Source organism: Arsenicitalea aurantiaca (assembly GCF_003994485.1).
In the GTDB taxonomy this organism is placed as follows: Bacteria; Pseudomonadota; Alphaproteobacteria; order Rhizobiales; family Devosiaceae; genus Arsenicitalea; species Arsenicitalea aurantiaca.
The window spans coordinates 731,802-757,841 of sequence record NZ_RZNJ01000002.1 but is presented as its reverse complement, the minus strand read 5'-3'; the positions used below and the strand labels follow the sequence as shown (position 1 = coordinate 757,841).

At 66.4% G+C, this 26,040-nt stretch carries 29 protein-coding genes and 1 tRNA gene; 12 read left to right on the top strand and 18 right to left on the bottom strand.

The window, feature by feature from the left end; all coding sequences use genetic code 11:
* Positions 1-68 precede the first annotated feature (68 nt).
* Positions 69-386 (top strand): DUF1476 domain-containing protein, encoded by a 318-nt coding sequence (locus EMQ25_RS08140; protein ID WP_127188039.1) that lies wholly within the window; start codon positions 69-71, stop codon positions 384-386.
* 91 nt (positions 387-477) lie between these two features.
* Here EMQ25_RS08140 and EMQ25_RS08135 read toward each other — a convergent pair whose 3' ends face one another.
* The 5 genes from EMQ25_RS08135 to EMQ25_RS08115 all read right to left on the bottom strand — a co-directional run bounded on the left by EMQ25_RS08135 (position 478) and on the right by EMQ25_RS08115 (position 6,811).
* Positions 478-750 (bottom strand): type II toxin-antitoxin system RelE/ParE family toxin, encoded by a 273-nt coding sequence (locus EMQ25_RS08135; RefSeq protein WP_127188038.1) that lies wholly within the window; start codon positions 748-750, stop codon positions 478-480.
* Positions 750-938, bottom strand: coding sequence for a type II toxin-antitoxin system RelB family antitoxin (relB, locus tag EMQ25_RS08130; protein WP_127188037.1), 189 nt, complete (start codon positions 936-938; stop codon positions 750-752). The genes EMQ25_RS08135 and relB overlap by 1 nt, the downstream gene beginning before the upstream one ends.
* Positions 939-1,037: 99 nt before the next feature.
* On the bottom strand, positions 1,038-2,318 hold the full coding sequence (locus EMQ25_RS08125; RefSeq protein WP_127188036.1) for an acetyl-CoA C-acetyltransferase: 1,281 nt from the start codon (positions 2,316-2,318) through the stop codon (positions 1,038-1,040).
* 11 nt (positions 2,319-2,329) lie between these two features.
* Positions 2,330-4,297 (bottom strand): 3-hydroxyacyl-CoA dehydrogenase NAD-binding domain-containing protein, encoded by a 1,968-nt coding sequence (locus tag EMQ25_RS08120; RefSeq protein WP_127188035.1) that lies wholly within the window; start codon positions 4,295-4,297, stop codon positions 2,330-2,332.
* A 30-nt stretch (positions 4,298-4,327) separates the two neighbouring features.
* On the bottom strand, positions 4,328-6,811 hold the full coding sequence (locus EMQ25_RS08115; protein ID WP_127188034.1) for an acyl-CoA dehydrogenase: 2,484 nt from the start codon (positions 6,809-6,811) through the stop codon (positions 4,328-4,330).
* Between the two features lie 247 nt (positions 6,812-7,058).
* Between EMQ25_RS08115 and EMQ25_RS08110 the strand changes: the two genes are divergently transcribed.
* The gene (locus tag EMQ25_RS08110; protein ID WP_127188033.1) at positions 7,059-8,780 is read left to right on the top strand and encodes a long-chain-fatty-acid--CoA ligase; all 1,722 of its coding nucleotides are present in this window, start codon (positions 7,059-7,061) and stop codon (positions 8,778-8,780) included.
* Positions 8,767-9,168: a MerR family transcriptional regulator gene (locus tag EMQ25_RS08105; protein ID WP_127188032.1), complete on the top strand. Its 402-nt coding sequence runs from the start codon at positions 8,767-8,769 to the stop codon at positions 9,166-9,168. Before EMQ25_RS08110 ends, EMQ25_RS08105 begins: the two co-directional genes overlap by 14 nt.
* A 17-nt stretch (positions 9,169-9,185) precedes the next feature.
* On the opposite strand, the gene EMQ25_RS08100 is transcribed toward EMQ25_RS08105, so the two are convergent.
* Genes EMQ25_RS08100 through rpe form a run of 4 tightly spaced genes read right to left on the bottom strand, consistent with a single transcriptional unit; the run spans position 9,186 to position 12,196 of the window.
* Positions 9,186-9,740 (bottom strand): RBBP9/YdeN family alpha/beta hydrolase, encoded by a 555-nt coding sequence (locus EMQ25_RS08100; RefSeq protein ID WP_127188031.1) that lies wholly within the window; start codon positions 9,738-9,740, stop codon positions 9,186-9,188.
* Complete coding sequence (purB, locus tag EMQ25_RS08095; RefSeq protein WP_127188030.1) at positions 9,737-11,059, bottom strand: adenylosuccinate lyase; 1,323 nt, start codon at positions 11,057-11,059, stop codon at positions 9,737-9,739. Before purB ends, EMQ25_RS08100 begins: the two co-directional genes overlap by 4 nt.
* A complete protein-coding gene (fosX, locus tag EMQ25_RS08090; protein ID WP_127188029.1) occupies positions 11,056-11,523 on the bottom strand; it encodes a FosX/FosE/FosI family fosfomycin resistance hydrolase in 468 nt (155 codons plus the stop codon). Before fosX ends, purB begins: the two co-directional genes overlap by 4 nt.
* Entirely contained in the window at positions 11,516-12,196 is a 681-nt protein-coding gene (gene rpe / locus EMQ25_RS08085) for a ribulose-phosphate 3-epimerase (protein WP_127188028.1), read from the bottom strand. The genes fosX and rpe overlap by 8 nt, the downstream gene beginning before the upstream one ends.
* Positions 12,197-12,317: 121 nt before the next feature.
* Between rpe and EMQ25_RS08080 the strand changes: the two genes are divergently transcribed.
* Both EMQ25_RS08080 and EMQ25_RS08075 read left to right on the top strand, forming a co-directional pair.
* A complete protein-coding gene (locus EMQ25_RS08080; protein WP_127188027.1) occupies positions 12,318-13,082 on the top strand; it encodes a cytochrome c biogenesis CcdA family protein in 765 nt (254 codons plus the stop codon).
* A 123-nt stretch (positions 13,083-13,205) separates the two neighbouring features.
* Entirely contained in the window at positions 13,206-14,432 is a 1,227-nt protein-coding gene (locus EMQ25_RS08075; protein WP_127188026.1) for a GNAT family N-acetyltransferase, read from the top strand.
* Here the strand turns inward: EMQ25_RS08075 and radC are convergent.
* Both radC and map read right to left on the bottom strand, forming a co-directional pair.
* Positions 14,424-15,146, bottom strand: a complete 723-nt coding sequence (gene radC, locus EMQ25_RS08070) for a RadC family protein (protein ID WP_127188025.1) — start codon at positions 15,144-15,146, stop codon at positions 14,424-14,426. The two genes, EMQ25_RS08075 and radC, sit on opposite strands and share 9 nt — an antisense overlap.
* A 3-nt stretch (positions 15,147-15,149) precedes the next feature.
* On the bottom strand, positions 15,150-15,983 hold the full coding sequence (gene map / locus EMQ25_RS08065; protein WP_127188024.1) for a type I methionyl aminopeptidase: 834 nt from the start codon (positions 15,981-15,983) through the stop codon (positions 15,150-15,152).
* Between the two features lie 146 nt (positions 15,984-16,129).
* Between map and EMQ25_RS08060 the strand changes: the two genes are divergently transcribed.
* The 6 genes from EMQ25_RS08060 to EMQ25_RS08035 all read left to right on the top strand — a co-directional run bounded on the left by EMQ25_RS08060 (position 16,130) and on the right by EMQ25_RS08035 (position 18,935).
* Positions 16,130-16,903: a competence/damage-inducible protein A gene (locus tag EMQ25_RS08060; protein ID WP_127188023.1), complete on the top strand. Its 774-nt coding sequence runs from the start codon at positions 16,130-16,132 to the stop codon at positions 16,901-16,903.
* Between the two features lie 87 nt (positions 16,904-16,990).
* Positions 16,991-17,488 carry a xanthine phosphoribosyltransferase gene (gene gpt, locus EMQ25_RS08055; protein WP_127188022.1) on the top strand — a complete coding sequence of 166 codons (498 nt, stop codon included), beginning with the start codon at positions 16,991-16,993 and terminating at the stop codon, positions 17,486-17,488.
* A gap of 13 nt (positions 17,489-17,501) precedes the next feature.
* Positions 17,502-17,587, top strand: a tRNA-Leu gene (locus tag EMQ25_RS08050).
* A gap of 16 nt (positions 17,588-17,603) precedes the next feature.
* Positions 17,604-18,374, top strand: coding sequence for an NAD(P)-binding domain-containing protein (locus EMQ25_RS08045; protein ID WP_127188021.1), 771 nt, complete (start codon positions 17,604-17,606; stop codon positions 18,372-18,374).
* 9 nt (positions 18,375-18,383) lie between these two features.
* Positions 18,384-18,689, top strand: coding sequence for a hypothetical protein (locus EMQ25_RS08040; RefSeq protein ID WP_127188020.1), 306 nt, complete (start codon positions 18,384-18,386; stop codon positions 18,687-18,689).
* A 69-nt stretch (positions 18,690-18,758) separates the two neighbouring features.
* Complete coding sequence (locus tag EMQ25_RS08035; protein WP_127188019.1) at positions 18,759-18,935, top strand: CsbD family protein; 177 nt, start codon at positions 18,759-18,761, stop codon at positions 18,933-18,935.
* Positions 18,936-19,078: 143 nt separating this feature from the next.
* Here EMQ25_RS08035 and EMQ25_RS08030 read toward each other — a convergent pair whose 3' ends face one another.
* Genes EMQ25_RS08030 through EMQ25_RS08020 form a run of 3 tightly spaced genes read right to left on the bottom strand, consistent with a single transcriptional unit; the run spans position 19,079 to position 20,891 of the window.
* Complete coding sequence (locus EMQ25_RS08030) at positions 19,079-19,621, bottom strand: dihydrofolate reductase family protein (RefSeq protein WP_127188018.1); 543 nt, start codon at positions 19,619-19,621, stop codon at positions 19,079-19,081.
* A gap of 3 nt (positions 19,622-19,624) precedes the next feature.
* Positions 19,625-20,158: a gluconokinase gene (locus EMQ25_RS08025; RefSeq protein ID WP_127188017.1), complete on the bottom strand. Its 534-nt coding sequence runs from the start codon at positions 20,156-20,158 to the stop codon at positions 19,625-19,627.
* On the bottom strand, positions 20,127-20,891 hold the full coding sequence (locus EMQ25_RS08020) for a glucose 1-dehydrogenase (protein WP_127188016.1): 765 nt from the start codon (positions 20,889-20,891) through the stop codon (positions 20,127-20,129). Before EMQ25_RS08020 ends, EMQ25_RS08025 begins: the two co-directional genes overlap by 32 nt.
* Before the next feature lie 174 nt (positions 20,892-21,065).
* Between EMQ25_RS08020 and gndA the strand changes: the two genes are divergently transcribed.
* On the top strand, positions 21,066-22,499 hold the full coding sequence (gndA, locus tag EMQ25_RS08015) for an NADP-dependent phosphogluconate dehydrogenase (protein ID WP_127188015.1): 1,434 nt from the start codon (positions 21,066-21,068) through the stop codon (positions 22,497-22,499).
* A gap of 88 nt (positions 22,500-22,587) precedes the next feature.
* On the opposite strand, the gene EMQ25_RS08010 is transcribed toward gndA, so the two are convergent.
* The 4 genes from EMQ25_RS08010 to EMQ25_RS07995 form a co-directional block, all read right to left on the bottom strand.
* Entirely contained in the window at positions 22,588-23,070 is a 483-nt protein-coding gene (locus EMQ25_RS08010) for a GNAT family N-acetyltransferase (protein ID WP_127188014.1), read from the bottom strand.
* On the bottom strand, positions 23,042-24,391 hold the full coding sequence (locus EMQ25_RS08005) for a TCR/Tet family MFS transporter (RefSeq protein ID WP_127188013.1): 1,350 nt from the start codon (positions 24,389-24,391) through the stop codon (positions 23,042-23,044). The genes EMQ25_RS08010 and EMQ25_RS08005 overlap by 29 nt, the downstream gene beginning before the upstream one ends.
* Before the next feature lie 66 nt (positions 24,392-24,457).
* A complete protein-coding gene (locus tag EMQ25_RS08000) occupies positions 24,458-25,654 on the bottom strand; it encodes an FAD-dependent monooxygenase (RefSeq protein ID WP_127188012.1) in 1,197 nt (398 codons plus the stop codon).
* Between the two features lie 5 nt (positions 25,655-25,659).
* Positions 25,660-25,905 carry a zinc-finger domain-containing protein gene (locus tag EMQ25_RS07995; RefSeq protein WP_127188011.1) on the bottom strand — a complete coding sequence of 82 codons (246 nt, stop codon included), beginning with the start codon at positions 25,903-25,905 and terminating at the stop codon, positions 25,660-25,662.
* Between the last annotated feature and the right edge of the window lie 135 nt (positions 25,906-26,040).

The window sequence follows — 26,040 nt, the reverse complement described above, 5'->3', positions numbered from 1 at the left end:
AAGGCGAGCGCTTATGTCGAGACTGCAGAGCGCGATCTTCGCGCCGCCAACAGCAAGCGGGAGACGACATGTCCGGTTTAGACGATCGCAAGAAGGGCGAGGAAGCCCGGTTCGCCCACAATGCCGAGCTGCAGTTCCGCGCCGAGGCGCGCCGCAACAAGCTGCTCGGGCTCTGGGCTGCCGAGCAGCTCGGGCTGGGCGAGGCCGCGGCCAAGACCTATGCCGCCGAAGTGGTGGCAGCAGATTTCGAGGCGCCGGGCGAAGAGGACGTGTTCACCAAGGTCTCCAACGATTTGAGGGACAAGGGCATCTCCGAAGCGACCATTCGCGCCAAGATGGCCGAACTCGTGCCCGTCGCCCGCGAACAGGTGGCCTCGGAGCTCTAGGATCTATTGGGGCCGGTGGCGCGGTATGCGTTGCCGGCCCTGTCGCTGCGGCTCGGCGCAGTGGCGGCGGAGGCGGTCTATTCGGCGGTCTTTACGGGTAGCGCTGACGTGCATGCATCACGCTCACGACCGTCACCGCATCGTCGCCCACCCGATAGACCACGATGTAGTTGGGATGCGCGACGATCTCGCGAGTGCCGCCAACGCGGCCGGAGCGGAAGAGATAGGGGTGATCTGCCGCCGGCAGTACAGCCTGTTCAATGCGTTCTTGAAGCGCAAAGGCTGCAGTCTGATTGAACTGGCCGATATAGCTGGTAATCGCTTCGAGCTGGAGCACGGCCTCCTCGCTCCAGCGAATTCGCATCAGGCCCGCTTCTTTGCTGCTGCTTTAATCGCTTCGCGGACACGTGCCATCGCCTCGTCATGAGGCACGGTCGGGCGCGTGTCCTTCAGGCTCGCTTCGACCTTGGCGCGAAACCATGCATCATAGGCATCCGCCTCCTCCTGGGTGGCGAATTCGGAGATGATGGGGTCGAGGGGCGTATGGGTCATTTCGGACCTCCTCGCTCAAATCTGGTGCCTCCTCCGTGCGCTGTCAACCGCCGCGGAGCGCCAGGCTCCGCTGACGCTCTGCGTACTCGCCGCAAGGTATCACGCACGCTCCACGAGGGCCGCAACGCCCATGCCGCCCGCCGTGCACACCGAGATCAGCGCGCGCTGCTTCTGTTCGGCCTGCAGCAGCTTGGCGGTGAGCCCCAGGATGCGCGCGCCCGTTGCCGCAAAAGGATGGCCATAGGCCAGACTCGAGCCCTTGACGTTGATGCGGGCGGGATCAACCGGCCCGAGGGGGGCATCGCGGTCAAGAACCTCGCGGCAATACTTTGCGTCCTCCCATGCCTTGAGCGTCGCCAGCACCTGCGCGGCGAACGCTTCGTGCAGCTCGAAGAGATCGATATCTGCAAACCCGATCCCGGCACGCGACAGCAATTCGGAGACGGCGATCGTCGGGGCCATCAGCAGGCCGTCGCCAGCGGCAAAATCATTGGCCGCCACGCGCCCCATGCTGAGATAGGCGAGGATGGGCAGCCCACGCTCGCGCGCCCACTCTTCGCTCGCCAGCAGCACGGACGCCGCCCCGTCGGTCAGCGGGGTCGAATTGGCCGCGGTCAGTGTGCCGTGCCCGGAGCGCTTGTCGAATGCCGGCTTCATGTCGGCCATCTTCTCGAGCGAGGTGTCGGCACGCACATTGTTGTCCTTGTGCACCCCGGCGAAGGGCACGACGAGATCGTCGTGAAAACCCTCGGCGATGGCGCGGGCCGCATTCTGGTGGCTCTTGAGGGCGAGCATGTCCTGGCTCTCGCGCGAAATCCCCCATTGGCGCGCCATCAATTCGCAGTGCTGGCCCATCGAAAGCCCGGTCCGCGGCTCCTGCGTCGAGGGTGCGACCGGCGTCAGCTCGCCGAACGAAAACCCCTTGAAGGTCCTAAGCTTGTCGCCGGTGGTGCGCGCACGGGAGAGATCGATCATCCGGTGCTGGAACTTGTTTCCGAAGACGACCGGGCTGTCGCTCACCGTATCCGAGCCTGCCGCGATCCCGCTCTCGATCTCGCCCGTTGCGATCTTGGCGCCCAGCGACAGCGCCGCCTGCAGGCTCGTGCCGCATGCGATCTGGATGTTGGTGCCAGGGGTGCGCGGGGAAAGCCCGGCGTCGAGCGCCGCCTCGCGCGCCAGGTTGAAGTCTCGGCTATGCGCGATCACGGCGCCTGCCATCACCTCATCGACCTTTTCGCCCTTGAGGCCATGGGCCTCCGCGAGCCCCGCAAGCGCGGCGCCGAGCATAGAGAGATTGGTCTCGTCCGAATAGCCGGTATTGCCCCGGCAGAAGGGAATGCGGGCGCTCCCGACGATGGCGACCTTGCGCAATTGTGCCATGTGAACGCTCCTTAGGCCCTGTTGTCCTGCCGGGCCTTCAGCGGCCCGCCGAGAAATGGTGCAAATCCGGTGCCGAAGATGACCCCGATGTCGGCGTGTTCCGGGCTCGCGACGATGCCCTCAGCAACCGCCCGCTCGGTCTCGTCGACGAGCGGCCTGACGAGCTCGCGCCCGAGCGCGGGCAGGTCGGGGTGGCTCGGGGTGTCGCTCTTGCGCGCCTTCCCGTCCTCCCAGCGATAAAAGCCCTGTCCGGTCTTTCGACCCAGCTTGCCCTCGGCGACCAGTTTCGCGAACCGGCTGGTTTCTGGCACGTCGTGGCCGAGTTCGGCGGCCACCGACCGCCCGACATCGAGACCTACGGTATCCATGAGTTCGATAGGACCCATCGGCATGCCGAAAGCGACCGCTGCGGCATCCAGCAGTTCGGGGCTCTCACCCTGTTCCACCCGGTTCACAGCGCCCAGCATGTAGGGCATCAGCACGCGGTTGACGAGGAAGCCTGGCGCCGATTTGACGATCACCGGGCTCTTGCCGATGGCAAGCGCGAACGAAGCGCCCTTGGCTACCGATGCGTCGGTATTGAATTGCGAGCGGATCACCTCGACCAGCGGCAATTGCGCGACCGGATTGAAGAAGTGGAGCCCGATCAGCCGGGAGGGATCAGACAGGCCCTCCGCGATGCGCTCGAGCTCGATCGAGGAGGTGTTGGTGGCGAGAATCGCATCGGGCTTCGCCCGGCCGATCGCATCGGCGAAGATGCTGCGCTTGATCTCGAGGTTTTCGACGACCGCCTCGATCACGACGTCGGCGCGCGCAAGCCCCAGCCCCTGCGGGTCCGCTTCGAGGCGCGCAATCGCCGAGTTGACGGCCACCGGCTTTTTGAGCCGCTTGCGAAAGAGCTTCTTTGCCCGATCGAGCGCCGGCTTGATCCGCGCCATGTCGAGATCCTGCAGCGTCACTGCCATGCCGCGAAGCGCGCACCAGGCGGCGATATCGCCCCCCATGACGCCGGCGCCGATCACGTGCACCCGCTGGAACGTAGGCTTGTCGGCCCCGCGCAGCCCCTGCTTCTTGAGGCCCTCGGAGAGGAAGAACACGCGCCGCAGGTTCGCTGCCGTCTCGGACGCCATCAGCGGCACGAAGGCGTCGGGCTCGGCGGCGCTCATGCGCTTCCAGTCCCCGCCATGGGTCTCGAACATGTCGATCAGCGCATAGGGCGCGGGATAGTGTAGCCGGTTGGTCTTCTTCTTGGCCTCGTCGCGCATGCGCTTGGCAAGATATGAGCGCATTGGCCCGAAGGCCATCAGGCGCTTGCCGAGGCCGGCGGGGGCACTGCGTTTGTCGGCGAGCACGGCCTTCCGACCTTCCCACCGCAGCTGGTCGGGATGGCGCACGAGCTTGTCGACGAGCCCCATGCCGCGTGCCGCGCCCGGCTTCAGCATGCGGCCGGTGAGCATGGCCTGCATCGCATCCACCGGCCCCGCCTGCCGGATCGAACGGCCCGTGCCGCCGAAGCCGGGGAAGATGCCGAGTTTGACCTCGGGAAAACCGATCCGCGTCGCCTCGTCATTGACCGCGATGCGGTAGTGGCAGGCGAGCGCCAGCTCGAGCCCGCCGCCGAGGCAGGCCCCGCGGATGGTCGCGACGATGGGGATGGGGAGGGCCTCGATGCGGTCGAAGAGCCTGTGGGTGCGCCGCAGCGCCTCGGGCAGCACGGCCGGATCGGACATCGCGTCGAACTCGGTGATGTCGGCGCCGGCGATGAAGCCGGGCTTGTCCGATTTCAGCACGACGCCCAGAAGCGTCCGGTCCCGCGCCAATGCCTCGAAATGCCCGACCAGTGCCTCAAGCTCTTCGAGCGCGGCCCGGCTCAGCGTGTTCACCGGCGCGTCGGGCGTGTCGATGGTCAGCCAGCCTATGCCTTCGAGGTCGATCTCGAAATGCCAGTTCCGGGTCGGGGGCAGGATTGGCTCGGCCATTGGCGGCTCCTTGATTGGGGCTGGCGTCTGTTACTCTGCGGCGGTCTCGATGCGACCGGCGTCGGAAAGCTGGCGCGGGGCCAGGGCGTCGAACTCGAAATCGTCCACCCGGATCGCCCTGTCGGTCGCCTCGTCGGCCTGGCGCAGGATCGAGGCCTCTTCCGGGGTGAGAATGTTCGCCGTCACCGCATCCGAAATCGCGTCGCGGTCGAGCCGGCGGTGAATGACGCCTTTTTTTAGCACGCGCACGAATTTGGCTTCGATCTCTTCGGCCCGCGTGACCTTGAGGAAGGCATCCTCGAGCACGCCCGTCACGTCCTTAGGGTCGGTCGAAACGTAGACGCCATCGGTCAGCCGGTCGCGGAAACCGCCGGGCCGGAGCACGGCGCGGGCCAGCCGGTAATTGGCCTTGTCGGACGCAGGCCGAGCATGCCGCCCGAGCGGAAACACCAGCAGCCCCATCAGGAAAGCGAGCACACGATTTGGGAAATTGGCGAAGACGGCCGCGAAATTGTCCTCGATGGATTTGATCGCGTCGGCCGCGACGGCCTCCACGATGATCCGGTCTTCCTCGATGCGGCCTTCATCTTCATACCGCTTCAAAGTGGCCGACAGCAGATAAAGTTCCGAAAGGATGTCCGCCATCCGACCCGACAGCCGCTGCTTTCGCTTGAGATCGCCGCCGAGGAACGCCACGGTCCAGTCGCCGACGAGCGCGAAGCTCTGGCTGTAGCGCGCCAGTTGCCGATACCAGTGCGCCATCTCGTGGTCGACCGGGGTCGAGGCGAACCGTCCGCCGGTAAGCCCGTGAAGGAAACTACCCGCAATGTTGCGCAGCATGAACGAGACGTGCCCGGTGAACGCGGCATCGAAGGCGCGCACGCCATATTTGCGGTCGGGATCCTGGGCTGCCGCGATTTCCTTGTAGAGATAGGGATGGGCGCGGAGCGCCCCCTGGGCGAAGGTGATGAGCGTGCGCGTCAGGATATTCGCGCCCTCGACCGTGATGGCGACGGGCGTCGTCGCATAGCCCGAGAACAGGTAATTGGTCGGCCCGTCCTGCACCGCGCGCCCGCCATGGATATCCATGGCGTCATTCACCCGGTCGCGCATCGCTTCGGTGGTCTGGTATTTGAGGATTGCCGAAAGCACGGAAGGCTTTTGTCCCTCATCGACCATGGCTGCGGTGACCGACCGGCCCGCCTCGAACTTGTAGGCCGATTTCACCATCCGGCTCAGCGGATCGGCGACGCCTTCCATGATGCCGACCGGAATGCCGAACTGGCGCCGCACCCGCGCATAGGCGGACGTGACGCGCAGGGCCTGCTTGATCGAAGTGGTGCCGATCGCGGGGAGGGAGATCGCGCGGCCGGTCGAGAGGCATTCCATCAGCATGCGCCAGCCCTGTCCCGCATAGCGCGGACCCCCGATGAGGAAATCCATCGGGATGAAGACGTTTCGCCCCCGGGTCGGCCCGTTCATGAAGGCAGAACGCGCCGGGAAGTGCCGGCGGCCGATCTCGACGCCCTTGTGGTCAGCCGGCACGAGCGCGAGCGTGATCCCCACATTCTCTTCGGCGCCCAGCAGATGCTCGGGGTCGGTAAGGTGGAAGGCAAGCCCCAGAAGGCTCGCGACGGGCGCCAGAGTGATGTAGCGCTTGTCCCAGGAGAGCTTGACGCCCAGCGTCTTCTTGCCCTCGTAGAGATCGTAGGTCACGACGCCAATGTCGCGCATGCCCGCCGCGTCCGAGCCGGCATGCGGGCCGGTCAGCGCAAAGCAGGGCACGTCCTGCCCCGTCGCGAGGCGGCGGAGGTATTTCTCCTTCTGCGCGTCGGTCCCGTATTTTTCGAGCAGTTCGCCCGGTCCGAGGGAATTGGGGACCATCACCGTGATGCCCGCTGCCACCGAGCGGCTCGCGATCTTGGACACCACCATGGACTGCGCCTGCGCCGAAAAGCCGAGCCCCCCATGCTCCTTGCCGATCAGCATGCCGAAAAAGCCCTTCTCCTTGAGAAAGGCCCAGACTTCGGGGGAGAGGTCGGCCCGGTTGTGCCTTGTGTCCCAGTCGTCGATCATGGCGCAAAGCTCGGTCACCGGCCCGTCGAGAAAGGCCTGCTCCTCGGCGGTCAGCTGCGCGGGCTTGACCCCGGAGAGCTTTTCCCAGCGCGGCCGGCCCGAAAAGAGCTCGGCGTCCCACCCCACCGTTCCGGCGTCGAGGGCCTCCTGCTCAGTGCGGCTCACGCGCGGGAGGATCTTGCGCACCATGCCATAGGCGGGTCGCGACACGAGCGCCTGACGGATCGGGGTCACCGAGAGGAGGGCGAGGATGATCCCCGGCAGGAGGGCGAAGATCCAGCCCCAGAGCCCGCCCGCAAGCGTTACCCCGGCGCTCAGATCGATCCGGCTCAGGATGCCGATGACAAGTGCCGCCACCGCCCAGTGGATGAGCGGCGCACGCCGCATGGCGAGCACGAAGAACGCGACGATCGACAGACAGACCAGAACCAGGACCAATTGGACCTCCTCACCTGTTCGTGGCACGCCGATGCGTCCACGCTCACCCTCGAGAGGAAAGTTAGGATTGGTTGACGTAAACGTCAACCTGCCGCCCCTTCTTAGCCGACACTGCAAAAAGCCATTGCGCAACAGTGGCCGGCATTTGACGTTAACGTAACGAGATGGAATAGTTTCCGTGAACCCCGGCCGAAACGGGGACGCTGCCGGCGGGGAGGCCATCGGCAGCAAGCCCGGGAGGACCAACATGCCCCGCAAGACCGAAACGGCGCACCCTCGCCCCTGGATCGATCACTATCCCGAGGGTGTCCGGTGGGACGACGAGATCGACCTCACCCCGGTCCATGAGCGCCTGCTCGAGATCTGCCAGCGCACCCCCGACGCGGTCGCGCTCGACTTCCTGGGCAAGAAGACGCGCTTCCGCGAACTCGGCCGCGACATCGAGCGCTTCGCCGCGGCGCTGCAGAGCCAGTTCAGCGTCACAAAGGGCACGCGCGTTGCGCTCCTGCTGCCCAATACGCCGTTCTACGTCATCGCCTATTACGCGATCCTGCGCGCCGGCGGCACGGTGGTCAATTGCAACCCGCTCTACACCGTCCCCGAACTCGCGCACATCGTGGGCAATTCGGGCGCCTCGGTGATGGTGACGCTCGATCTCAAGCAGCTCTTCGACAAGGCCGAGCGGCTCGTTGCGGACGGGCAGGTCAAATCCCTTGTCGTCTGCCATTTTCCCGATGCGCTGCCCATCCTGAAGCGCAATCTCTTCAAGCTCGCCAAGCGCAAGGATCTGGCGCACGTCTCCGCTTCGCCGATCGCGGATCGGACCGCGAAGTTTTCGGACATGATCGATCGGGACGGCGCCCTTGTCCCCGTGCGGCTCGACCCTCTCAAGGACGTGGCGGTGCAGCAATATACTGGCGGGACCACCGGCCTGCCGAAGGGCGCGATGCTGAGCCATGCCAATATCGCCGCCAATATGAGCCAGATCGACAAATGGGGGCTCGGGCTCTTCGATCCCCCGACTCGTGTCGTCGCCGTACTGCCCTTTTTCCACATCTTCGCGATGACCGCCTGCATGAACGTGCCGCTCTGTTCGGGCGCCCAGGTGGTCATGCTGCCGCGCTTCGAGATGAAGGCGCTGCTCGACCTGCTGACGCGCACCGGGGCCAATGTGATGCCCGCAGTGCCGACGCTGATCCACGCCCTCGGCCGCGCCGGCCCGTCCGCGGTCAGCGCACTTTCGAGCCTCAAGGTGGTCGTGTCGGGCGGCGCACCGCTTAGCGACGAGACGCGCACGCTTTTTGCACGCGTTTCCCCCGCGCTTCTGGCTGAAGGCTACGGGCTGACCGAAGCGTCGCCGGTGGTTTGCTGCGCGGCCCTTCGCGTCCCCTCCAAGCCCCGCTCGATCGGCCAGCCGCTGCCCGGCACCGACATCCGGTTCGTGGACATCGAGACCGGCGAACCGGCGGCCCTGGGCGAACGGGGCGAGTTGCAGGTGAAGGGCCCGCAGGTGATGCTCGGCTATTACGACGATCCGGAAGCCGATCTGGAGGCCTTTGCCGATGGGTGGCTGCGCACCGGCGATGTCGGTCTGCTCGACGAGGACGGCTACGTGTTCCTCGTCGACCGGATCAAGGATCTGATCATCACCTCGGGCTTCAACGTCTACCCGCGCACGATCGAGGAAGCGATCTACGGCCATGAGGCGGTGGACGAGGTCACCGTCATCGGGGTGCCCGACACCTATCGCGGCGAGGCACCGGTCGCATTCGTCAAGCTCAAGGCCGAGACGAGCGCCAACGAAGCCGACATCAAGGCCTTTATCGCCGACAAGCTCAACAAGCTCGAAATGCCGCGCGAGATCATCTTCCGCTCCGAATTGCCGAAAACCCTCATCGGGAAGCTCTCCAAAAAGGAGCTGCGCGAAGAATACGCCCAGCGAAAGGGCAGCAAAAGTGAACAGGGCTGAGCCGGAGAGCCGCGACCTGTATGCCATAGCCGACCTCGCGCGCGAGTTCGGCATCTCCACGCGCACCATCCGGTTCTATGAGGCCAAGGGCCTGATCGAGCCCGACCGTGTGGGCGGCACCCGCGTCTTTCGTCGGCGCGACCGGGCGCGGCTCATTCTGATCCTGCGCGGCAAGCGGCTCGGCTTTTCGCTGCGCGACATCTCGGACTATCTCAGCCTCTACGACGCCGACCGCACCCAGAGCGCTCAGGTCGCGCTTCTGCTCGAAAAGGTCGACGAACGCCTGGCTCTGCTGGAGCGGCAAAAGACCGATCTCGAAACGACCATCTCCGAGCTCCGGGAAATCCGCAAACTCGCCGCCGACCGCCATGGCGAGCCGGACGCCTGACGGCGTCCGGTTCCGGACTATCCCTCGAGCCGCTGCATGAGGCGGGAGAACATGAGGAGGCCTTCGGGCCAGGGGCCGTGGCCGGACGCCAGGTTGATGTGGCCGGCTTCGCCAGCAAGATGAAAGTCCGAGCCCCAGCAGGTGGCAAAGTCGACGGCGCGTTCGACCGAACAGAAGGGGTCGTTGGTGGAGGCGACCAGCATTGACGGAAAGGGCAGGGGATCGCGCGGGACGTGGCCGAAGGCGGCGGCTTCCCGCGGAAGGTCTGCGCTTTCGTGATCGGGCGGGGCGACGAGGAAGGCGCCCCGGACCTTGGTGTCGACGAGGCGCTGGGCAGTGTGGACGAGCGCGGAGACGGCGAGGGAGTGGGCGACGACGACCACGGGCCGCGTCGCCATCATGATCGCCCGCTCGATGGTGGAGATCCACGGGCCGAGTTCGGGGCGGTCCCATTCATCGTGCTCGACGAAATGGGCGTGGGGGAAGCGCTCGCCCCAGCGCCTTTGCCAATGGCCGGGGCCGGAACCGCCGAGCCCGGCCAGAATCAGCACGTCGGTATCGGCGATCTTCATGCGGAGCGGCCGAAGACGCGGGAGAAGATCGTCCCGACATGCTTGAGATGGTAGGCATCGTCGAACATGGCGTCGATGGCCTCGGGGGTCAGCGCGGCCATGACTTCGGGGTCGGACTTCAGGTTCTGCGCGAACTGGCCGGTGCGGTCGCCGCGCATTTCCCAGACTTTCATGGCATTGCGCTGGACGGCGGCATAGCTCGCCTCGCGGCTGAGCCCGGCCTGGGTGAGGGCGAGAAGCACGCGCTGGGAATTGTGCAGGCCTCCGAGCAGATCGAGATTGCGCCGCATGTTCTCGGGGTAGACGACGAGCCGGTCGATGACGCCGGTGAGGCGGGCGAGCGCGAAATCGAGGGTGACGGTGGCATCCGGCCCGATCATGCGCTCGACCGAAGAGTGGGAGATGTCGCGCTCGTGCCAGAGGGCGACGTTCTCGAGCGCGGGGGTGACCATGCCGCGCACCAGCCGGGCGAGGCCGGTGAGGTTTTCGGTCAGCACCGGATTGCGCTTGTGGGGCATGGCCGAGGAGCCCTTCTGGCCGGGGGAGAAATACTCCTCGGCCTCGAGCACTTCGGTGCGCTGCAGGTGGCGGATTTCGACGGCGACGCGCTCGATGGAGGAAGCGATGACGCCGAGGGTCGCAAAGAACATGGCGTGGCGGTCGCGCGGGATGACCTGGGTCGAGACGGGCTCGATCGAAAGGCCCATCTTTTCGGCGACGTATTCTTCGACCTTGGGATCGATATTGGCGAAGGTGCCGATGGCACCGGAAATGGCGCAGGTGGCGATCTCGGCGCGGGCGGCGACGAGGCGGGCACGGTTGCGTGCGAACTCGGCATGGGCCTCGGCGAGCTTGACGCCGAAGGTCGTCGGCTCGGCGTGGATGCCGTGGCTGCGGCCGATGGTGATGGTGTCGCGATGCTCGAACGCGCGGCGCTCGAGAGCGGCCAGTAGGGCATCGATATCGGCGAGCAGCAGGTCGGCGGCGCGGGCGAGCTGGACCGAGAGGGTGGTGTCGAGCACGTCCGAGGAGGTCATGCCCTGATGGACGAACCGGGCATCGGGGCCGACGATTTCGGAGAGATGGGTGAGGAAGGCGATGACGTCGTGCTTGGTGGTGCGCTCGATTTCGTCGATGCGCTCGACATCGAAGGTCGCGGCGCTGCCCTTTTCCCAGATGGTGCGGGCAGCCTCCTGCGGCACGACGCCGAGATCGGCGAGCGCGGTGGTGGCGTGCGCCTCGATCTCGAACCAGATGCGGAAGCGGGTTTCGGGAGCCCAGATGGCGACCATTTCGGGGCGGGAGTAACGCGGGATCATAGGCTTGGCCCTGAGTGCTGAGATTTCGATTCCGGCTGCTTCGGGGTGGCATAGCGGGCGAGGCGCTCGCTCAGCGTGCCGGTGTGCAGCTCGAAGAGATGATTGTCGTGGTCGTGGAAATAGAGCGAACGGCCCTCGCCGTCCACCCGGGGGCGGCTTTGGCGGAGGTCGAGCCCGAGGGCTTCGATGCGCTGGCGGTAGAGATCGAAGTCTTCATCCTCGATCTTGAGGGCGAGATGGTTGTAGCTGCGGGCGGGGAGCGGCTCGCCCTTCATGATGGCGATCCAGAGCTTTGCCGCGCCCACGAGGAAGAAGCGTTCCTCGGAAACCGAGAAGGTCCGGGCGCCGCTGTCGTAGATCTTTTCGGCGCCGAGGACGCAGCCGAGGATCTCCTCCATACGGTCGAGGTCGGCGACGATGAAGGTGATGTGGCTCAGCCCCGAGGGGACGGGGCCATCAGACATCGATCGTGTCCGCGGCGCGGCGGATGGCGGCGATGCGGCCGGCATAGGTCGCAGGATCATTGCCGGCATAGACCGAGGAGCCCGCGACCATCACGTCCGCCCCGGCGCGGGCGATTTCGGCGGCAGTGTCGGGGGTGACGCCGCCATCGACCTCGAGATCGATCGGGCGGCCGCCGATGAGCGCCTTCGCCTGGCGCAGCTTGACGAGGCTTTCGGGGATGAAGCTCTGGCCGCCGAAGCCGGGATTGACGCTCATCACCAGAAGGAGGTCGATGTCGTCGATGATATGGGCGAGGGCGGAGACGGGGGTGGCGGGGTTGATCGCAACGCCTGCCTTTTTGCCCTCGGCGCGGATGGCCTGCAGCGAGCGATGAAGGTGCGGGCCGGCTTCGGCGTGGATGGTGATGATATCAGCGCCCGCCTTGGCGAAGGCGGCGATGTAGGGATCGGCAGGGGCGATCATCAGGTGCACGTCGAGCGGCTTTTGCGTCAGCGGGCGGATGGCCGAGACGATCAGCGGGCCGATCGTGATGTTGGGGACGAAATGGCCGTCCATGACGTCGACATGGACATAGTCGCAGCCACCTTCGTCGATGGCGCGGATCTCTTCGCCCAGCCGGGCGAAATCGGCCGAAAGGATCGAGGGGGCGATGCGGACGGGGCGCTGGGTCATCTGGTCCTTCTCCGTTCGAGGACCGGTTAGCACAGGGGGCGGGCGGCGGGTAGGGGGCGGGGCACGCTCACAATCGGGCGATGCGACAGGACGCTGCGTTGCAATGGCGGAGCGAGCGGGTATGAAGGGGCCAGTTTCGGAGGCGCCAGTGTTCGGCTTTTCACTGCCAATCGTGTTCGGCGCGGGTGTGCTGAGTTTCCTCAGCCCCTGCGTTTTGCCGCTGGTGCCGCCCTATCTCACCTATATGAGCGGGGCGAGCTTCGAGCAGCTGCGCGAAGACGGCGCGAGCGCGGGGCGGCTCTGGCGCCGAAGCGTCTACACCTCGCTGTTCTTCATTCTCGGATTTTCGGTCGTCTTCGTGACGCTGGGGGCGACGGCGACGGCGTTCGGGCAGATGTTCCGCCAGGCGCTGCCCTATCTGATGCCGATCGCCGGGATAATGATCCTCGCGATGGGGCTCCATTTCATCGGGGTGTTCCGGATCGGGCTGCTGGACCGGCAGATGCGGCACCAGGGGCCCGGCGTGGCGAGCGGGCCGGTGGGCGGGTTCCTCCTCGGCCTCGCCTTCGCGGTGGGGTGGACGCCCTGCATCGGGCCGGTGCTGGCGGCGATCCTCTCGGTTGCGGCGAGCCGCGATACCGCTTTCGAAGGCGCGGCGCTGCTCGGGGTCTATTCGCTGGGGCTCGGCGTACCGTTTCTGCTGGCGGGCATCGCGATCGGGCCGTTTCTCAGCTTCTTCGATGGGTTCCGCAAACACCTGCGCACCGTCGAGCGGGCGATGGGCGTGCTGCTCGTCGTGACGGGGCTGCTCTTCGTCACCGGACAGTTCACGCGGATCTCGTTCTGGTTTCTCGAGACCTTCCCGGTGCTGAGCACATTCGGCTGACAAGCTCCTCTTAACCCTACCCCACAAAAGCACTGCCCCGCGAGGTGAGCGGGGTCCATCGTCAACGCCGATTTCACATGCGCGGACAAGAGTGTGCGCCGATCGAGGGAGCGGTGCGCGGGGATGATGGCAGAAGCGGCGATTGCGGAACGGACGGCGATACGGGCGCCGATGCGGGTGGGGGACGACCTTGCCGCGTGGGCCGACGAGGCGCGCGTGCCTTCGGCCGAACTCTTTCACAGCCTCGATGCGGTGGAGCCGATCTGGCGTGGGCTCGAGGCCGGAGGCGTCGAATCGCCGGGGCAGAGCCTTGCCTTCATCCGCGCCTGGGTCGCCGCGCATGGCATAGAGGAAGCGGACCAGCACTATATCGTAGGCTCGCTGGGAGACGTGCCGGTGGCGCTGATGGCGCTGCACCGGCGGCGGGTAAAGGGCGTGATGCAGCTCGGCTGGTTTCCGGGCCCCCATGTCGGCTGCAATGCCCCGTTGATCGACGCGGCGCGGCTCGTGGCCCTGTCGTCGGAGGAGCGGCGGGCCCTCTGGGACGCGATGATGGGTGCGGCGCGCGGTGCGGCGCTCATCTATCTGCGCACGGTGCCGGTGCGCCCGCTGTCGGGCATCGATCCCTTTGCCGAGCTCGGCACGCATCGAGAAGCCGATACGCTCTACCGGGCGCGGTTCGACAGCTGGGAGGCGTGCAACGCGACGCAGCGGACACGGTCGCGCAGGAAGCATGACCGGCAGCAGGGGGAGCGGCTGGAGGCCATGGGGACGGTCGGCTTCTCCGAAGTGCGGCCCGGTGCCGAAGCCCCCGGCGTGCTCGACACCATGTTCCGCCAACGCGCGGCGCGGTTCCGGACCATGGGCGTGCGCGACCCCTTCGCAGATCCGGCGGTGCGCCGGTTCTATGACAGCACGGTCGCGCCGGGCTCCGACGTCGACGTGCGGCTCCACGTGCTGACGCTCGATGGGGAGATCGTGGCGGTACGCTACAATGTGGCCGAGGGCGACGCGCTCTTCTGCCTCATCTCCTCGATGAGCGATGCCCCTGCGATCCAGGCGGGATCTCCGGGCAAGCAATGTTTGCTGCGGGTGATGCAGACGGTGTTCGACGAAGGGACCCGCGTCTTCGACATGGGCACGGGGTTCACCGACGAGAAGCGGCACTGGTGCAATGAACTGATCCCGGTGCGGCATCATTACCTGCCGCTCAACCCTCTGGGGCGCTTCGTCTGCGCGCTCCACAGGCACTGGCAGGCGACGCGGGGCCGGCTCAAGGCCAACAGGCGGCTGGTGCAGGGCGTGCGCGCGGGGCTCGCAAGGCTGAAGGGCGCGGGGCGCTCAGAGTAGCTTCAGGCTTCGCAGGGAGGCATGGCCGCCGCGCCCGATGATAAGGTGATCGTGGAGCGTGATGCCGAGCGGCTTTGCCACGTCGGAGATGGCCCGCGTCATCTGTACGTCCGCCGATGAGGGGGCGGGATCCCCCGAGGGATGATTGTGCACGAGGATGAGCGCCGTGGCAGAGAGCTCAAGGGCCCGGGCGATCACCTCGCGGGTATAGACCGGGGTGTGATCGACGGTTCCGCGCTGCTGCACCTCGTCGGCGATCAGCTTGTTCTTCTTGTCGAGGAAGAGGATGCGGAACTGTTCGCGTGTCTCATAGGCCATCTGGGAGTGGCAGTAGTCGAGCAGCGCCGACCATGAACTGAGGATCGGGGCATCGCCCTCGATCTGGCCGCGGGCATAGCGCTGGGCTGAAGCCTGGATGACCTTGAGATGGGTGATCGAGACCTCGCCGAGCCCCTTGACCTCGGCAAGGCGCTGGCGCGGCGCGCCGAGGACGGCGGCGAAAGTGCCGAATTTCTGCAGCAACTGCTTGGCGAGCGCCTTGGTGTCGCGGCGCGGCAGCATCTGCTGGAGGAGAAGTTCGAGAAGCTCGTAATCCTGCAGCGCATCCCCGCCGACCGCGAGGAAGCGTTCGCGCAACCGCTCGCGATGGCCGAGATAATGGGGCTGGCTTTCGGAAAGCCCCGGCCCCTCGCTGTCGCCCGCCCCCCCGGACACGACTTAGCCCCGGCGCTTGTCGAGTGGGTTGAAGAGCCCCCGCGGCGACAGGGTGAAGATCTCGCAGCCGGTTTCGGTGATGCCGATGGAGTGCTCGGCCTGGGCCGACAGGGTGCGGTCGCGCGTGACGGCGGTCCAGCCATCATTGAGGATCTTCACGTGCGGACGGCCCAGATTGATCATGGGCTCGATGGTGAAGATCATGCCGGGCTTGAGCGGCACGCCGGTGCCGGGGACCCCGAAATGGAGGATGTTCGGCTCGTCGTGGAAGAGCTGGCCGATGCCGTGGCCGACGAAATCGCGGACGACGCTGGTGCGTGCCTCCTCGGCATGCTGCTGGATGGCCGCGCCGATGTCGCCGGTGGTGTTGCCGGGCTTTGCCGCGGTGATGCCGGCGTAAAGGCTTTCATAGGTCACGTCGATCAGCCGCTCGGCCTTTCGCGAGATCTCGCCCACCGGGTACATGCGGCTCGAATCGCCGTACCAGCCATCGACGATGAGCGTGAGGTCGATATTGACGATGTCGCCCTCGCGCAGCGCCTTGTCGGCGGGGATGCCATGGCAGACGACATGGTTGACCGAGGTGCAGATCGAATGCCGGTAGCCCTTGTAAAAAAGCGTCGCAGGAACCGCGCCATGATCGCGCGCGAATTCATAGGCGAGCCGGTCGAGCTCCAGGGTCGAAACGCCGGGCGCGACATGATCGACGAGCAGGTCGAGCGCTTCGGCGGTCAATGCCCCGGCGCGGCGCATGCCCTCGAAGCCTTCCGAGCCGTGCAGGGGGATTACCCCGGGGGTACGGCGGGACTTGGTTGCGGCGTCGACGTAGGTGATCATGCAGAGCTATCCTGGGGCTGATCCCTAGAACTAGTCGCTGGCCGCGCCGATTGGAAGAGGGGGCAGGGCGCTGACGCGCGGAACGCTTGACGTTTGCCCGGCCCAAGGGCATTGCAGGTGCCACTTTCGGGGAGATGCGCACCGCCATGGCTGACGAAACTGTGACCGCCGGATTGCTGGTGATCGGCGACGAGATCCTTTCGGGGCGCACCAAGGACGTGAACATCGCCGCAACCGCCGAATTCTGCACCGATCTCGGGATCGAGCTGCGCGAAGTGCGCGTGGTGCCGGACGTGACCGACGAGATCGTGGGCGCGCTCGACGCGCTGCGGCACAAATTCACTTACGTGTTCACGACGGGCGGGATCGGCCCCACCCATGACGACATCACCGCCGACGCGGTGGCGAAAGCGTTCGGCGTGGCGCTGCCGATCAACCCCGAAGCGCGGGCGATGCTCGAGACGCGCTGGAAGAGCGCGGGCACCGAGGTGACGGCGGCGCGGCTGCGGATGGCGCGCATCCCCGAGGGCGCCGACCTCATCGTCAATTCGGTCAGCGCCGCGCCCGGCTTCCGCATCGGCAACGTGCATGTGATGGCGGGCGTCCCGATCATCATGAAGGCGATGCTGGAGGCGATCGCACCGACGCTGCGGACGGGGCGCAAGGTGCACTCGATAACGGTGAAGGCCGGCGTGGGCGAGGGGGCGGTAGGCGATGCGCTCGGGGAAATCCAGTCGCGCTATCCTGAGGTGAGGCTCGGCAGCTATCCGCAGATGGGCGGGGACCGCCCGACGACCGAACTCGTGCTGCGCGCCACCGACGAAGCGCTGCTCGCGGAGGCGGCGCGGGAGGTGCGCGCCATGGTGGCCGCTGCCCATGAGCGGGCCGGCCTGCCGGCGCCCGATGCAGAAGTTTATTGATCGATATCCAGAGGCTCGCCATAAGGCGCCATTGGCGCCCGAGCCAAGACATTTCCGATCCAGCGCCGCGGGGCAAGGAGAACGCAAGTGAACAATCCGGCCGATAAATCCTTTCCCGTGACGTGGGACCAGTTCCATCGCGACAGCCGGGCGCTGGCCTGGCGGCTGACGGGGATGGGCGGCTTCGAGGCCGTGGTGGCGATCGCGCGCGGCGGGCTGGTGCCGGCCGCGATCGTGGCGCGCGAGCTCAACATCCGCGTCATCGAGAGCGTCTCGGTCAAGAGCTACGACCATCAGTCCCAGGGGCAGGTGCGGGTGCTGAAACCGATTTCCGAGCAGGTGCTGGAGATCTCCAAGGCCGGCGGGCGCGTGCTGATCGTGGACGATCTGGTGGACACCGGGGCGACGGCGCGCGCGGTGCGCGACATGTTGCCGGGCGCACATTTCGCGACGGTCTACGCCAAGCCCAAGGGGCGCGAGATGGTGGACACCTTCATCACCGAAGTCAGTCAGGACACGTGGATCTTCTTCCCCTGGGACCTCGACGTCGCCTATGTCGCCCCGATCTCGGGCGGGACCGACTGAGCGGAACCAGCCGGCGGGCGTGGTGGAATGGTAGACACACCGGACTTAAAATCCGGAGGAGGTAGCTCCGTGCGGGTTCGAGTCCCGCCGCCCGCACCAGTTTGAAGGATTGACCATGAAGCTCGGATTCCTCGGGACGGGCGTGATCGCCGGCGCGTTCATCGAAGGGCTGGAGCACGCGGGTGGACACCACGACATCGTCGTGTCGCCGCGTTCGGAGGCGATCTCGCGGGATCTCGAGGCGCGGTTTGCGCGGGTGCGACGGGCCGGCTCGAACGCCGAAGTGATCGAGGCGAGCGAGGTCGTGGTGCTCGCCATGCGGCCTGCGCAGGTGGAAGACGCGCTTGCGGGGCTCGCCTTCCGGCCCGGGCAGGCACTCGTCAGCTTCGTGACCGGGCTCGACATACCCGAATTGCAGGCGCTGGCGCCGGGGCTGCCGGTGGCGCGGGCGCTGCCCCTGCCGGCCGTCGCCCGGTGCAGCGGTCCGCTGGTGGCAACGCCCGAAACGCCGCTGATGCGCGAGCTGCTGTCGGGGCTGGGTGAGGTGATCTTTGCCGCCGACGACACCGAGATGATGGCCATGGGCGGGGTCAGCGCGCTGATGGCGACCTATTTCGAACTGCAGCAGACGCTGATCGGCTGGAGCGAGGCCGAGGGCGTGGAGCGCGCCAAGGCAAGCCGGTACACGAGGGCGATGCTGCTCAGCCTCGCCGAGACCGGCATGGCGACGCCGGAGGCGCGGCTCGGCGATCTCGTGGGCGAACACCAGACCAAGGGCGGGCTCAACCAGCGGGTGCGGACGCGGCTGCTCGAGGCGGGCTGGTTCGATGCGCCCGGCAATGCGCTTGCCGAGGTGCGCCGGATCGGCCGGCAGGGACTGGAATAGGGAAGCGACATGCTGATCAAGCTCGACGTGCTCGAGGCCATCAAGGCCGGCGAGATCGACATCATCTTCCGGCGCTGGAAGCGGGCGACGGTGAAGGCGGGCGGCACGCTGAAGACGCGGGTGGGGCTGCTCTCGATCGGGCGGATGGACCCGATCGCGCTCGAGGACGTGACCGAGGCCGACGTGAGGCGGGCGGGGTTCAAGGATCTGGCGGACTTTCGGGCGTGGCTCGACACGATGAAGGCGGGCGAGCTCTGCCGCATCGAGGTGGGGTATATCGGCCCCGATCCGCGCGAGGCGAACACGAGCGCGTGAACCGTAAGGGCCCGGGCAACCTCTGTTAATCGTCCACGTTATTCAGGCGAACCAAGAGGAGTGTTCGCCATGAAAGACCAGATCGAAGGCGCAGCCAAGCAGGCCAAGGGCGCCGTCAAAGAAGCCGCCGGCAAAGTGACCGACAACAAGAAGTTGCAGGCCGAAGGGAAAATGGACAAGGCTGAAGGCAAGATCCAGGGCGAAGTCGGCAAGGCCAAGGACAAGGCGCGCGACGCGGTACGCTGAAGCTGAGCGAGGCGTCGATCCTGCCGCGGAAGTGGGAACCGGTTTCGCGGGTATCGAAAGAATTCGGGCGGGACGGAGACCACGCCGCCCAGGGAAAAGCGCCAGAACTGCAAAGGCCGCCTTTCGAGGCGGCCTTTTCGCGTTCAGGCCTTGGTGTCGAAGGCGTAATGAAGGCGCACGCAGCCTCGATTGAGCGTCGTGGCCGAAATCAAGCGAGGTGAGGCGACGAACCCTGTTGGCGGAAAGATCGGCACGCCGCCGCCGATGAGTTCGGCCATGACGTAGATCTCGATCTCGTCGAGCGCGCCGCGCTCGAGAAAGGCCATCTGCAGCCGGCCGCCGCCGACCATCCACACATCGCCATCCGTATCGGCGCGCAGATGGGCGATGAGCGCGTCCACACCCTCGCTCCAGACCTCGACGCCGGTCGGCAGGTTCTCGATCGGCCGGGAGGTGACGACGATGCTGCGCTGGTCGGGATAGGGCCAGTCGGCCCCCATCTCGTTGGCGACGTACTCATAGGTGTCGCGCCCCATGACGATGGTGGCGATGCGCGCGATGAAGCGCTCGTAGCTGAATTCGCCCTGGTCGAGATCGTCGTATTTCAGCAGCCATTCGAGCGTGCCGCGCTCAGTGGCGATGAAGCCGTCAAGGCTCTGGGCGATGTAGCCGACGATCCGTGCCATGGCTCAGCTGATCTTTGCAAGAATGGTTTCGGTGATCTCCCGGAGCGACGGCTCGATCGAGACCGAGAAATGGTTCTCATCAGGCTGAAGGCGCTCGAGGGTGGCGAACTGACTGTCGAGGAGGCTCGTCGGCATGAAGTGATGCTGGCGCTTGGCCATTCGGCTGGCGATGAGGTCGCGGCTGCCGTCGAGATAGACGAAGAGGATCGGCTCCCCGGCCTTTTCCACGAGATAGTCGCGATAGGCGCGCTTGAGCGCCGAGCAGGCACCGATGGCGCGGCCCTTCTGCTCGGCGGCCTCGTGGAGCGCGGTGCCCAGCGTTTCGAGCCAGGGCCAGCGGTCCTCATCGGTCAGCGGGGTGCCGGCGCGCATCTTCTCGACATTGGCATCGGGATGATACTGGTCGCCATCGAGGAATGGCACGTCGAAATGACGGGCAATGGCCTCGCCGATCGAGGATTTTCCGCTCGAGGTGACGCCCATCACGATGATGATGCGGGAGACCTCAAACGGTCGCGGAGAAGGCGCCGTCGACATAGAGAATGTGCCCGTTGACAAAGCTGGCGGCCTCGGAGGCCAGGAAGACGGCAGCGCCGCCCAGTTCGGAGGTCTCGCCCCAGCGGCCCATCGGGGTGCGCTTCTCGATCCAGCCGTTGAATTCGGCATCGGCGACGAGGGCGGCGTTGAGCTCGGTGCGGAAATAGCCCGGCGCGATGCCGTTGACGTTCAGCCCGTGGCGGGCCCAGTCGGTCGCCATGCCGCGGGTGAGATTGGCGACAGCCGCCTTGCTCGCCGCATAGGGGGCGACGGAGGGGCGCGAGACATTGCTCATCAGCGAGCAGATATTGATGATCTTGCCATGGCCGCGCCCGATCATGCCCTTGGCGACCGCCTTGCCGACGGTGAAGACGGAGGTGACGTTGGTGCGCATGACGCGCTCGAAAGCGTCGGCGGGGAACTCGTGCAGCGGCGCGCGATGCTGCATGCCGGCATTGTTGACGAGGATGTCGATGGGACCGAGCTCGCTCTCGCACCAGCCGATGGCTTCGGCGACGCTGTCCTCGCTCGTGACGTCGAAGGCGAGCGCCTTGACGCTTGCGCCCGTCGCGGCGAGGCCTTCGGCAGCAGCGCCGAGCGCTTCCTGATCACGCCCATTGATGATGATTTCGGCGCCTGCGCCGGCCATGGCCGCGGCGATGGCGTGGCCAATGCCCCGGCTTGAGCCCGTGACGAGCGCGCGGCGCCCGGCCAGGCTGAATTGTGACAGCATATCGGTCTCTCTCCCCAAGGTCTTTTGCCCAGCGTAGTGGACGCCTTGCGGCTTGATAAGCGCTAACCGCAGAGACTGGCAAGATATGGAAGCAGAACTGCCCTTTATAGTGGCATTGAGCCCCTTGCCGTGCCAAAAGGCCTGCGACTTTATGCGCCTTTTGGAGGACGACGAATGTCGCATGCGGATATCGGTTTGATCGGACTTGCCGTGATGGGGTCCAACCTTGCCCTCAACATCGCCGAGAAGGGCCACACCATCGCCGTCCACAACCGGACGGCATCCCGCATCGACGATTTCGTCGCGATGGCCGGGCCGCTGGCTGAGCGTGTGGTGCCCAAGGCGGACCTCGCCGAATTCATCGCCAGCATCCGCCGGCCGCGGTCGATCATCATCATGGTGAAGGCCGGCAAGCCGGTCGACGAGATGATCGAGCAATTGCTGCCCTATCTCGAAGAGGGCGATGCGATCATCGAGTGCGGCAACTCGCTCTATACCGATACCGACCGGCGCTTCGCCTACCTCCAGGGCAAGGGCATCGGGTATCTCGGCGTCGGCGTTTCGGGCGGCGAGGAAGGTGCGCGGCACGGTCCCTCGATCATGGTCGGCGGCGCCAAGGCGCAATGGCACAATGCCGAGCCCGTGCTGAAGGCGATCGCGGCGAAGTTCAAGGGCGAGCCCTGCTGCGCTTATCTCGGCGAGGGCGGCGCGGGCCATTTCGTCAAGACGATCCACAACGGCATCGAATATGGCGACATGCAGATGATCGCCGAAGTCTATGGCTTCATGCGCGATGGGCTGGGTATGAAGCCGGCCGAATGCGCCGAGGTCTTCCGCAAGTGGAACGAGGGGCCGCTCAACTCGTACCTTATCGAAATCACCGGGCACGTGCTCGACGCGGTGGATCCGGAGTCCGGCACTGCGCTGGTCGAACTGATCCTCGACAAGGCCGGCCAGAAGGGCACCGGGCGCTGGTCGGCGATCGTCGCGCAGGAACTGGCGGTGCCGGCCACAACCATCGAGGGTGCGGTGGCGGCCCGTTCGATCTCGGCCATGAAGGACGAGCGGCTCGAGGCCGAAAAGCTCTATGGCGCGCGTCGCGGCGCCGAGATTTCGCTCTCGCTCGACACGCTCGAAAAGGCCCTGCTGGCCGGCAAGATCGCCGCCTATGCGCAGGGCTTTGCCGTGATGGCCAAGGCGTCCGAGGAAAAGGGCTGGAACCTGCCGCTGGGCACCGTTGCCAAGATCTGGCGCGCCGGCTGCATCATCCGGTCGCGTTTCCTCGACCAGATGTCGGCTGCCTATGAGGGCGGTCCGGCGCGCAATCTGCTGCTCGTTCCGGATTTCGTCGAGCTGATGAAGGCCAATCACGGGGCGCTGCGCGAAGTGGTCGCGGCTGGTGCGCATGGCGAGTTTCCGCTGCCCTGTCTCGGCGCGGCGCTCTCCTATTTCGACGCTTACCGGCAGGGGCTCGGTACGGCCAATCTGATCCAGGGACAGCGCGACTTCTTCGGCGCGCACGGCTTCGAGCGCTCGGACAAGGATGGCGTGCATCACGGGGACTGGCCCGCAACGATCCAGGTCGAGGCGGCCGAACCGCAGGTCTGACGATCGAGAGGTTCGGGAAGACGCAAAGGCCGGGCCGGGATCGCCGATCCCGCCCGGCCTTTTTCCTTCGGTCGCTTTCCGGGCCGCCCTAGAGCGGTTTGAACATCACGAGCGCGTCCACGAAGCCCAGCCGCGGGTGGGCGAAGGCGGAGGGGAGGCGGGCGAGGGTCTCGAACCCGAAGCTCTCCCAGAGATGGACCGCCGGTGCGTTGGTGGAGACGACGAAATTGAACTGGATGCCGCGAAAGCCCGCGGCGCGGCAGTGCTCGATGGAATGGGCGCAGAGCGCCCGGGCGACGCCGCGGCCGCGTGCCGAGGGGGTGGTCATGTACCCGCAATTGGCGATATGGGCGCCCCCGCCGAGCTGGTTGGCCCGGATGTAGCTCGAACCCAGGATCTCGCCATTTTCCTCGGCGATGAAGTTCACCTTTTCGGGCGAGGACCAGTAAGTCATCGCCACTGCCTCGTCGCCATCGCGCGGCAGGGCGAAGGTTTCGCCCTCGCGCATGATCGGCTCGATCATGGCCCAGAGGGCGGGGCGGTCAGCGGCGGTCGTCGGTCTTATCAACATCGGGATTGTCGGCATCTTCGTCTATTGGCGGCACGGCGATCTGGCCCGGCGGGGCCATTTCGGGCACGACGGGCTTGTCGGCCATGGGCGGGCGATGGCGGATCTCGAAACGCCAGGCGGTGTAGGAGAAGACCAGCGCGGCCATGATGATGACGACGCCCGCGGCAAGGAAAGGTGCACCGGGGAAATAGCCCGGGGACACCGGATCGAGCGTGAAGAGCCCAAAGATCTGCGTTGCCGCCAGCGGGCCAATGATGGTGGCGAGGGAATTGGCGGCGTTGACAGCGCCCTGGAGCTCGCCCTGCGCATTGTCGGGGACCTGACGCGAGAGCAGGCCATTGACCGCCGGCACGGCCAGCCCGCTGAGCGCGCCGATCATCAGAAAGAAATAGAGCATGAGCTCGGTGGAGATGAACGCGGTCCCGATGAAGGCGAGGGCCGCCGCGCCCATGCCGAAGAGCACCACGGGCACTTCGCCGACGCGCTTGACGGCGGGGCCGACCAGCAGCGCCTGGCAGATGGCGAAGCCGATGCCGAATGCGCCGAGCGAGCGGCCGATCTGCGAGGAGGAGAAGGAGAAGACCTCGATGGTGAAGTAGTTGTAGACCGAGGGGTAGGCCTGGCCGGCGAGCGCAAAGAGGAACAGCACGCCCAAAAGCCAGACGACGACCGGATATTGCCGCAGCGCAAGGACCGCGCCGAAGGGATTGGCGCGGCGGATGTCGAAGCGGCGGCGGCGGCGCTTGGGCAGGCTTTCGGGCAGGACGAAGACGCCGAAGAGGAAGTTTGCGAAGGCAAGTCCGGCAGCGGCGTAGAAGGGCACGCGCGGGCCGAATTCGCCGAGCTCGCCGCCGATCACCGGGCCGATGATGAAGCCGAGCCCGAAGGCCGCGCCGATGAGCCCGAAGCGCTGGCTGCGTTTTTCGGGCGGGGTGATGTCGGCCATGTAGGCGGTGGCGGTCGCGACCGCGGCGCCGGCGATTCCCGAAATCACGCGGCCGATGAAGAGGATGGCGACGACCGGCGCGAAGCCCATAAGGAGATAATCGAAGGTCAGCCCCAGCAGCGAGGCGAGCAGCACGGGGCGCCGCCCGAAGCGGTCGGACAGATTGCCGAGCACGGGCGAAAAAACGAATTGCATCAAGGCGTAGGCGAAGACGAGATAGCCACCGATGATGGCCGCTTCGGCAACGCTGCCCCCCGTGAGCTCCTCGAGCAACTCGGGCAGCACCGGCACGATGATGCCCACCCCGATCATGTCGAGGAGGATCGTGATCAGGATGCAGGCGAGCGTCAGCCTGGGGTGTTTTGCGACAACCATGCAATCTCTACGTGTTTCGGTGTCGCAGTTGACACAGGGGCGCCGCGCAAGGCAAGCGCCGCAGGCTCACATTTCGGGCGCAGTATCATAGCGGTAGAGCCAGTCGAGCCGCTTGAGGTGCCCGCGCGGGCCCTGCAGCGCGATCACGGCGTCGCGCCCGAGGGTGAAGGGCCACTCCATGTGGAAGGCGAAGCCGTTGCGCGCCGAGACCTTGGCGACACGGGCGACGCGGGCGCGGCGGGCGGCGGCGTAGCGGGCGAGCGCGGACTGGGCGTCGGGCTCGGTCATCAGGAGCGGCGCAAGGATCGCCGCGTCCTCGATGGCCATCGCCGCGCCCTGGGCCTGGAAGGGGAGCATGGCGTGGGCCGCATCCCCGATGAGCCCGATGCCGCCTTCGTTCCACACATCGGTCTCGACGGTGGATATCGGCCAATAGCCCCAGGCGCCCTCGGCGGCGGCCATGATCGCATCGAAGCGCAGGCTGCGGAGCATGGCCCACGGCAGCTCGGGCGCGCGGGGGGCGTTCTCGGTGAAGGCGCGGTCGGCCTTGACGCGGGAAAAGAGCACGAGGTTCATCCGGGCGCGGTGCGGAAGCGGGTAGCAGACCGCGTGGTAGCCGGGGGCAAAGAGCAGGCTCGTGCGCTCGTGCGAGACGACGCCCTTGAGCGCATCGAGCGGCAGGGTGGTGCGCCAGGCGACGGTGCCGGTGTAGCGGGCATCGGGGCCGGCAAGGATGCGGCGGCGGGTTTCGGAATGGACGCCATCGGCCCCGATGAAGGCGAAGGCGCGGGCGGCCCGGGCATGGCCGCCGGCCTCGTCGGCGGTGACGGACACGCCGCGCTCATGGCTCACCGCATCGAAATCGCGCACGCCGAAGACGATGTCGACATTGGCAAAGCGCCGGCAGGCCTGCTGGAGGGATTCGGCGAGGTCGGCGCGGTGCATGACGGCATAGGGGACGCCATAGCGGCCGGTGCTGGTGGCGCCGAGCTCGAGCGTGGTCAGCGGCTTGCGGCGGCGGAAGGGGTAGACGTCGATGCCCTCGGGCACGAAGCTCTTCTGCGCGATGGTGCGCTCGAGCCCCAACTGGTTGAGGACGCGCCGGGCATTGGGGCTGATCTGGATGCCCGCGCCCACCTCCTGCAGCCTGGGGGCGCGTTCGAGCACGACGACGGTCGCGCCGAACTTGGCGAGGGCGAGGGCCAGCGTCAGCCCCGCGACGCCGGCGCCGGCGATATAGACGGTCCTGCCGGCGGAGGCCATGACGGTCAGGCGTGGGCCGTGTCGAACATCGCCGAGAGCGGTTCGGACGTGCCGGGGGTCAGCGCGGCGTCATAGACATAGAGGGTGGAGCAGTACGGGCAGACGATCTCGGTATCCTTGCCCATGTCGAGATAGACATGCGGGTGATCAAAGGGCGGCAAGGCGCCGACGCACTGGAATTCCTTCGCGCCCACCGTGATGCGGGCCAGCCCCTCGCTGTTGTGGAAATGGGGAACGCTCGCATGTGCCATCTGACTGCCTCTGAGGATACCGGTGCCGGGAACGGGCGCGACCATATCGGAGGGTCGCGGCAAAGAAAAGGCCGCGCGGCGGGCGGTTTACTTTCGCCCGCGAGGCAGTATTACGCTCTCGCGCAGGCTGCAAGG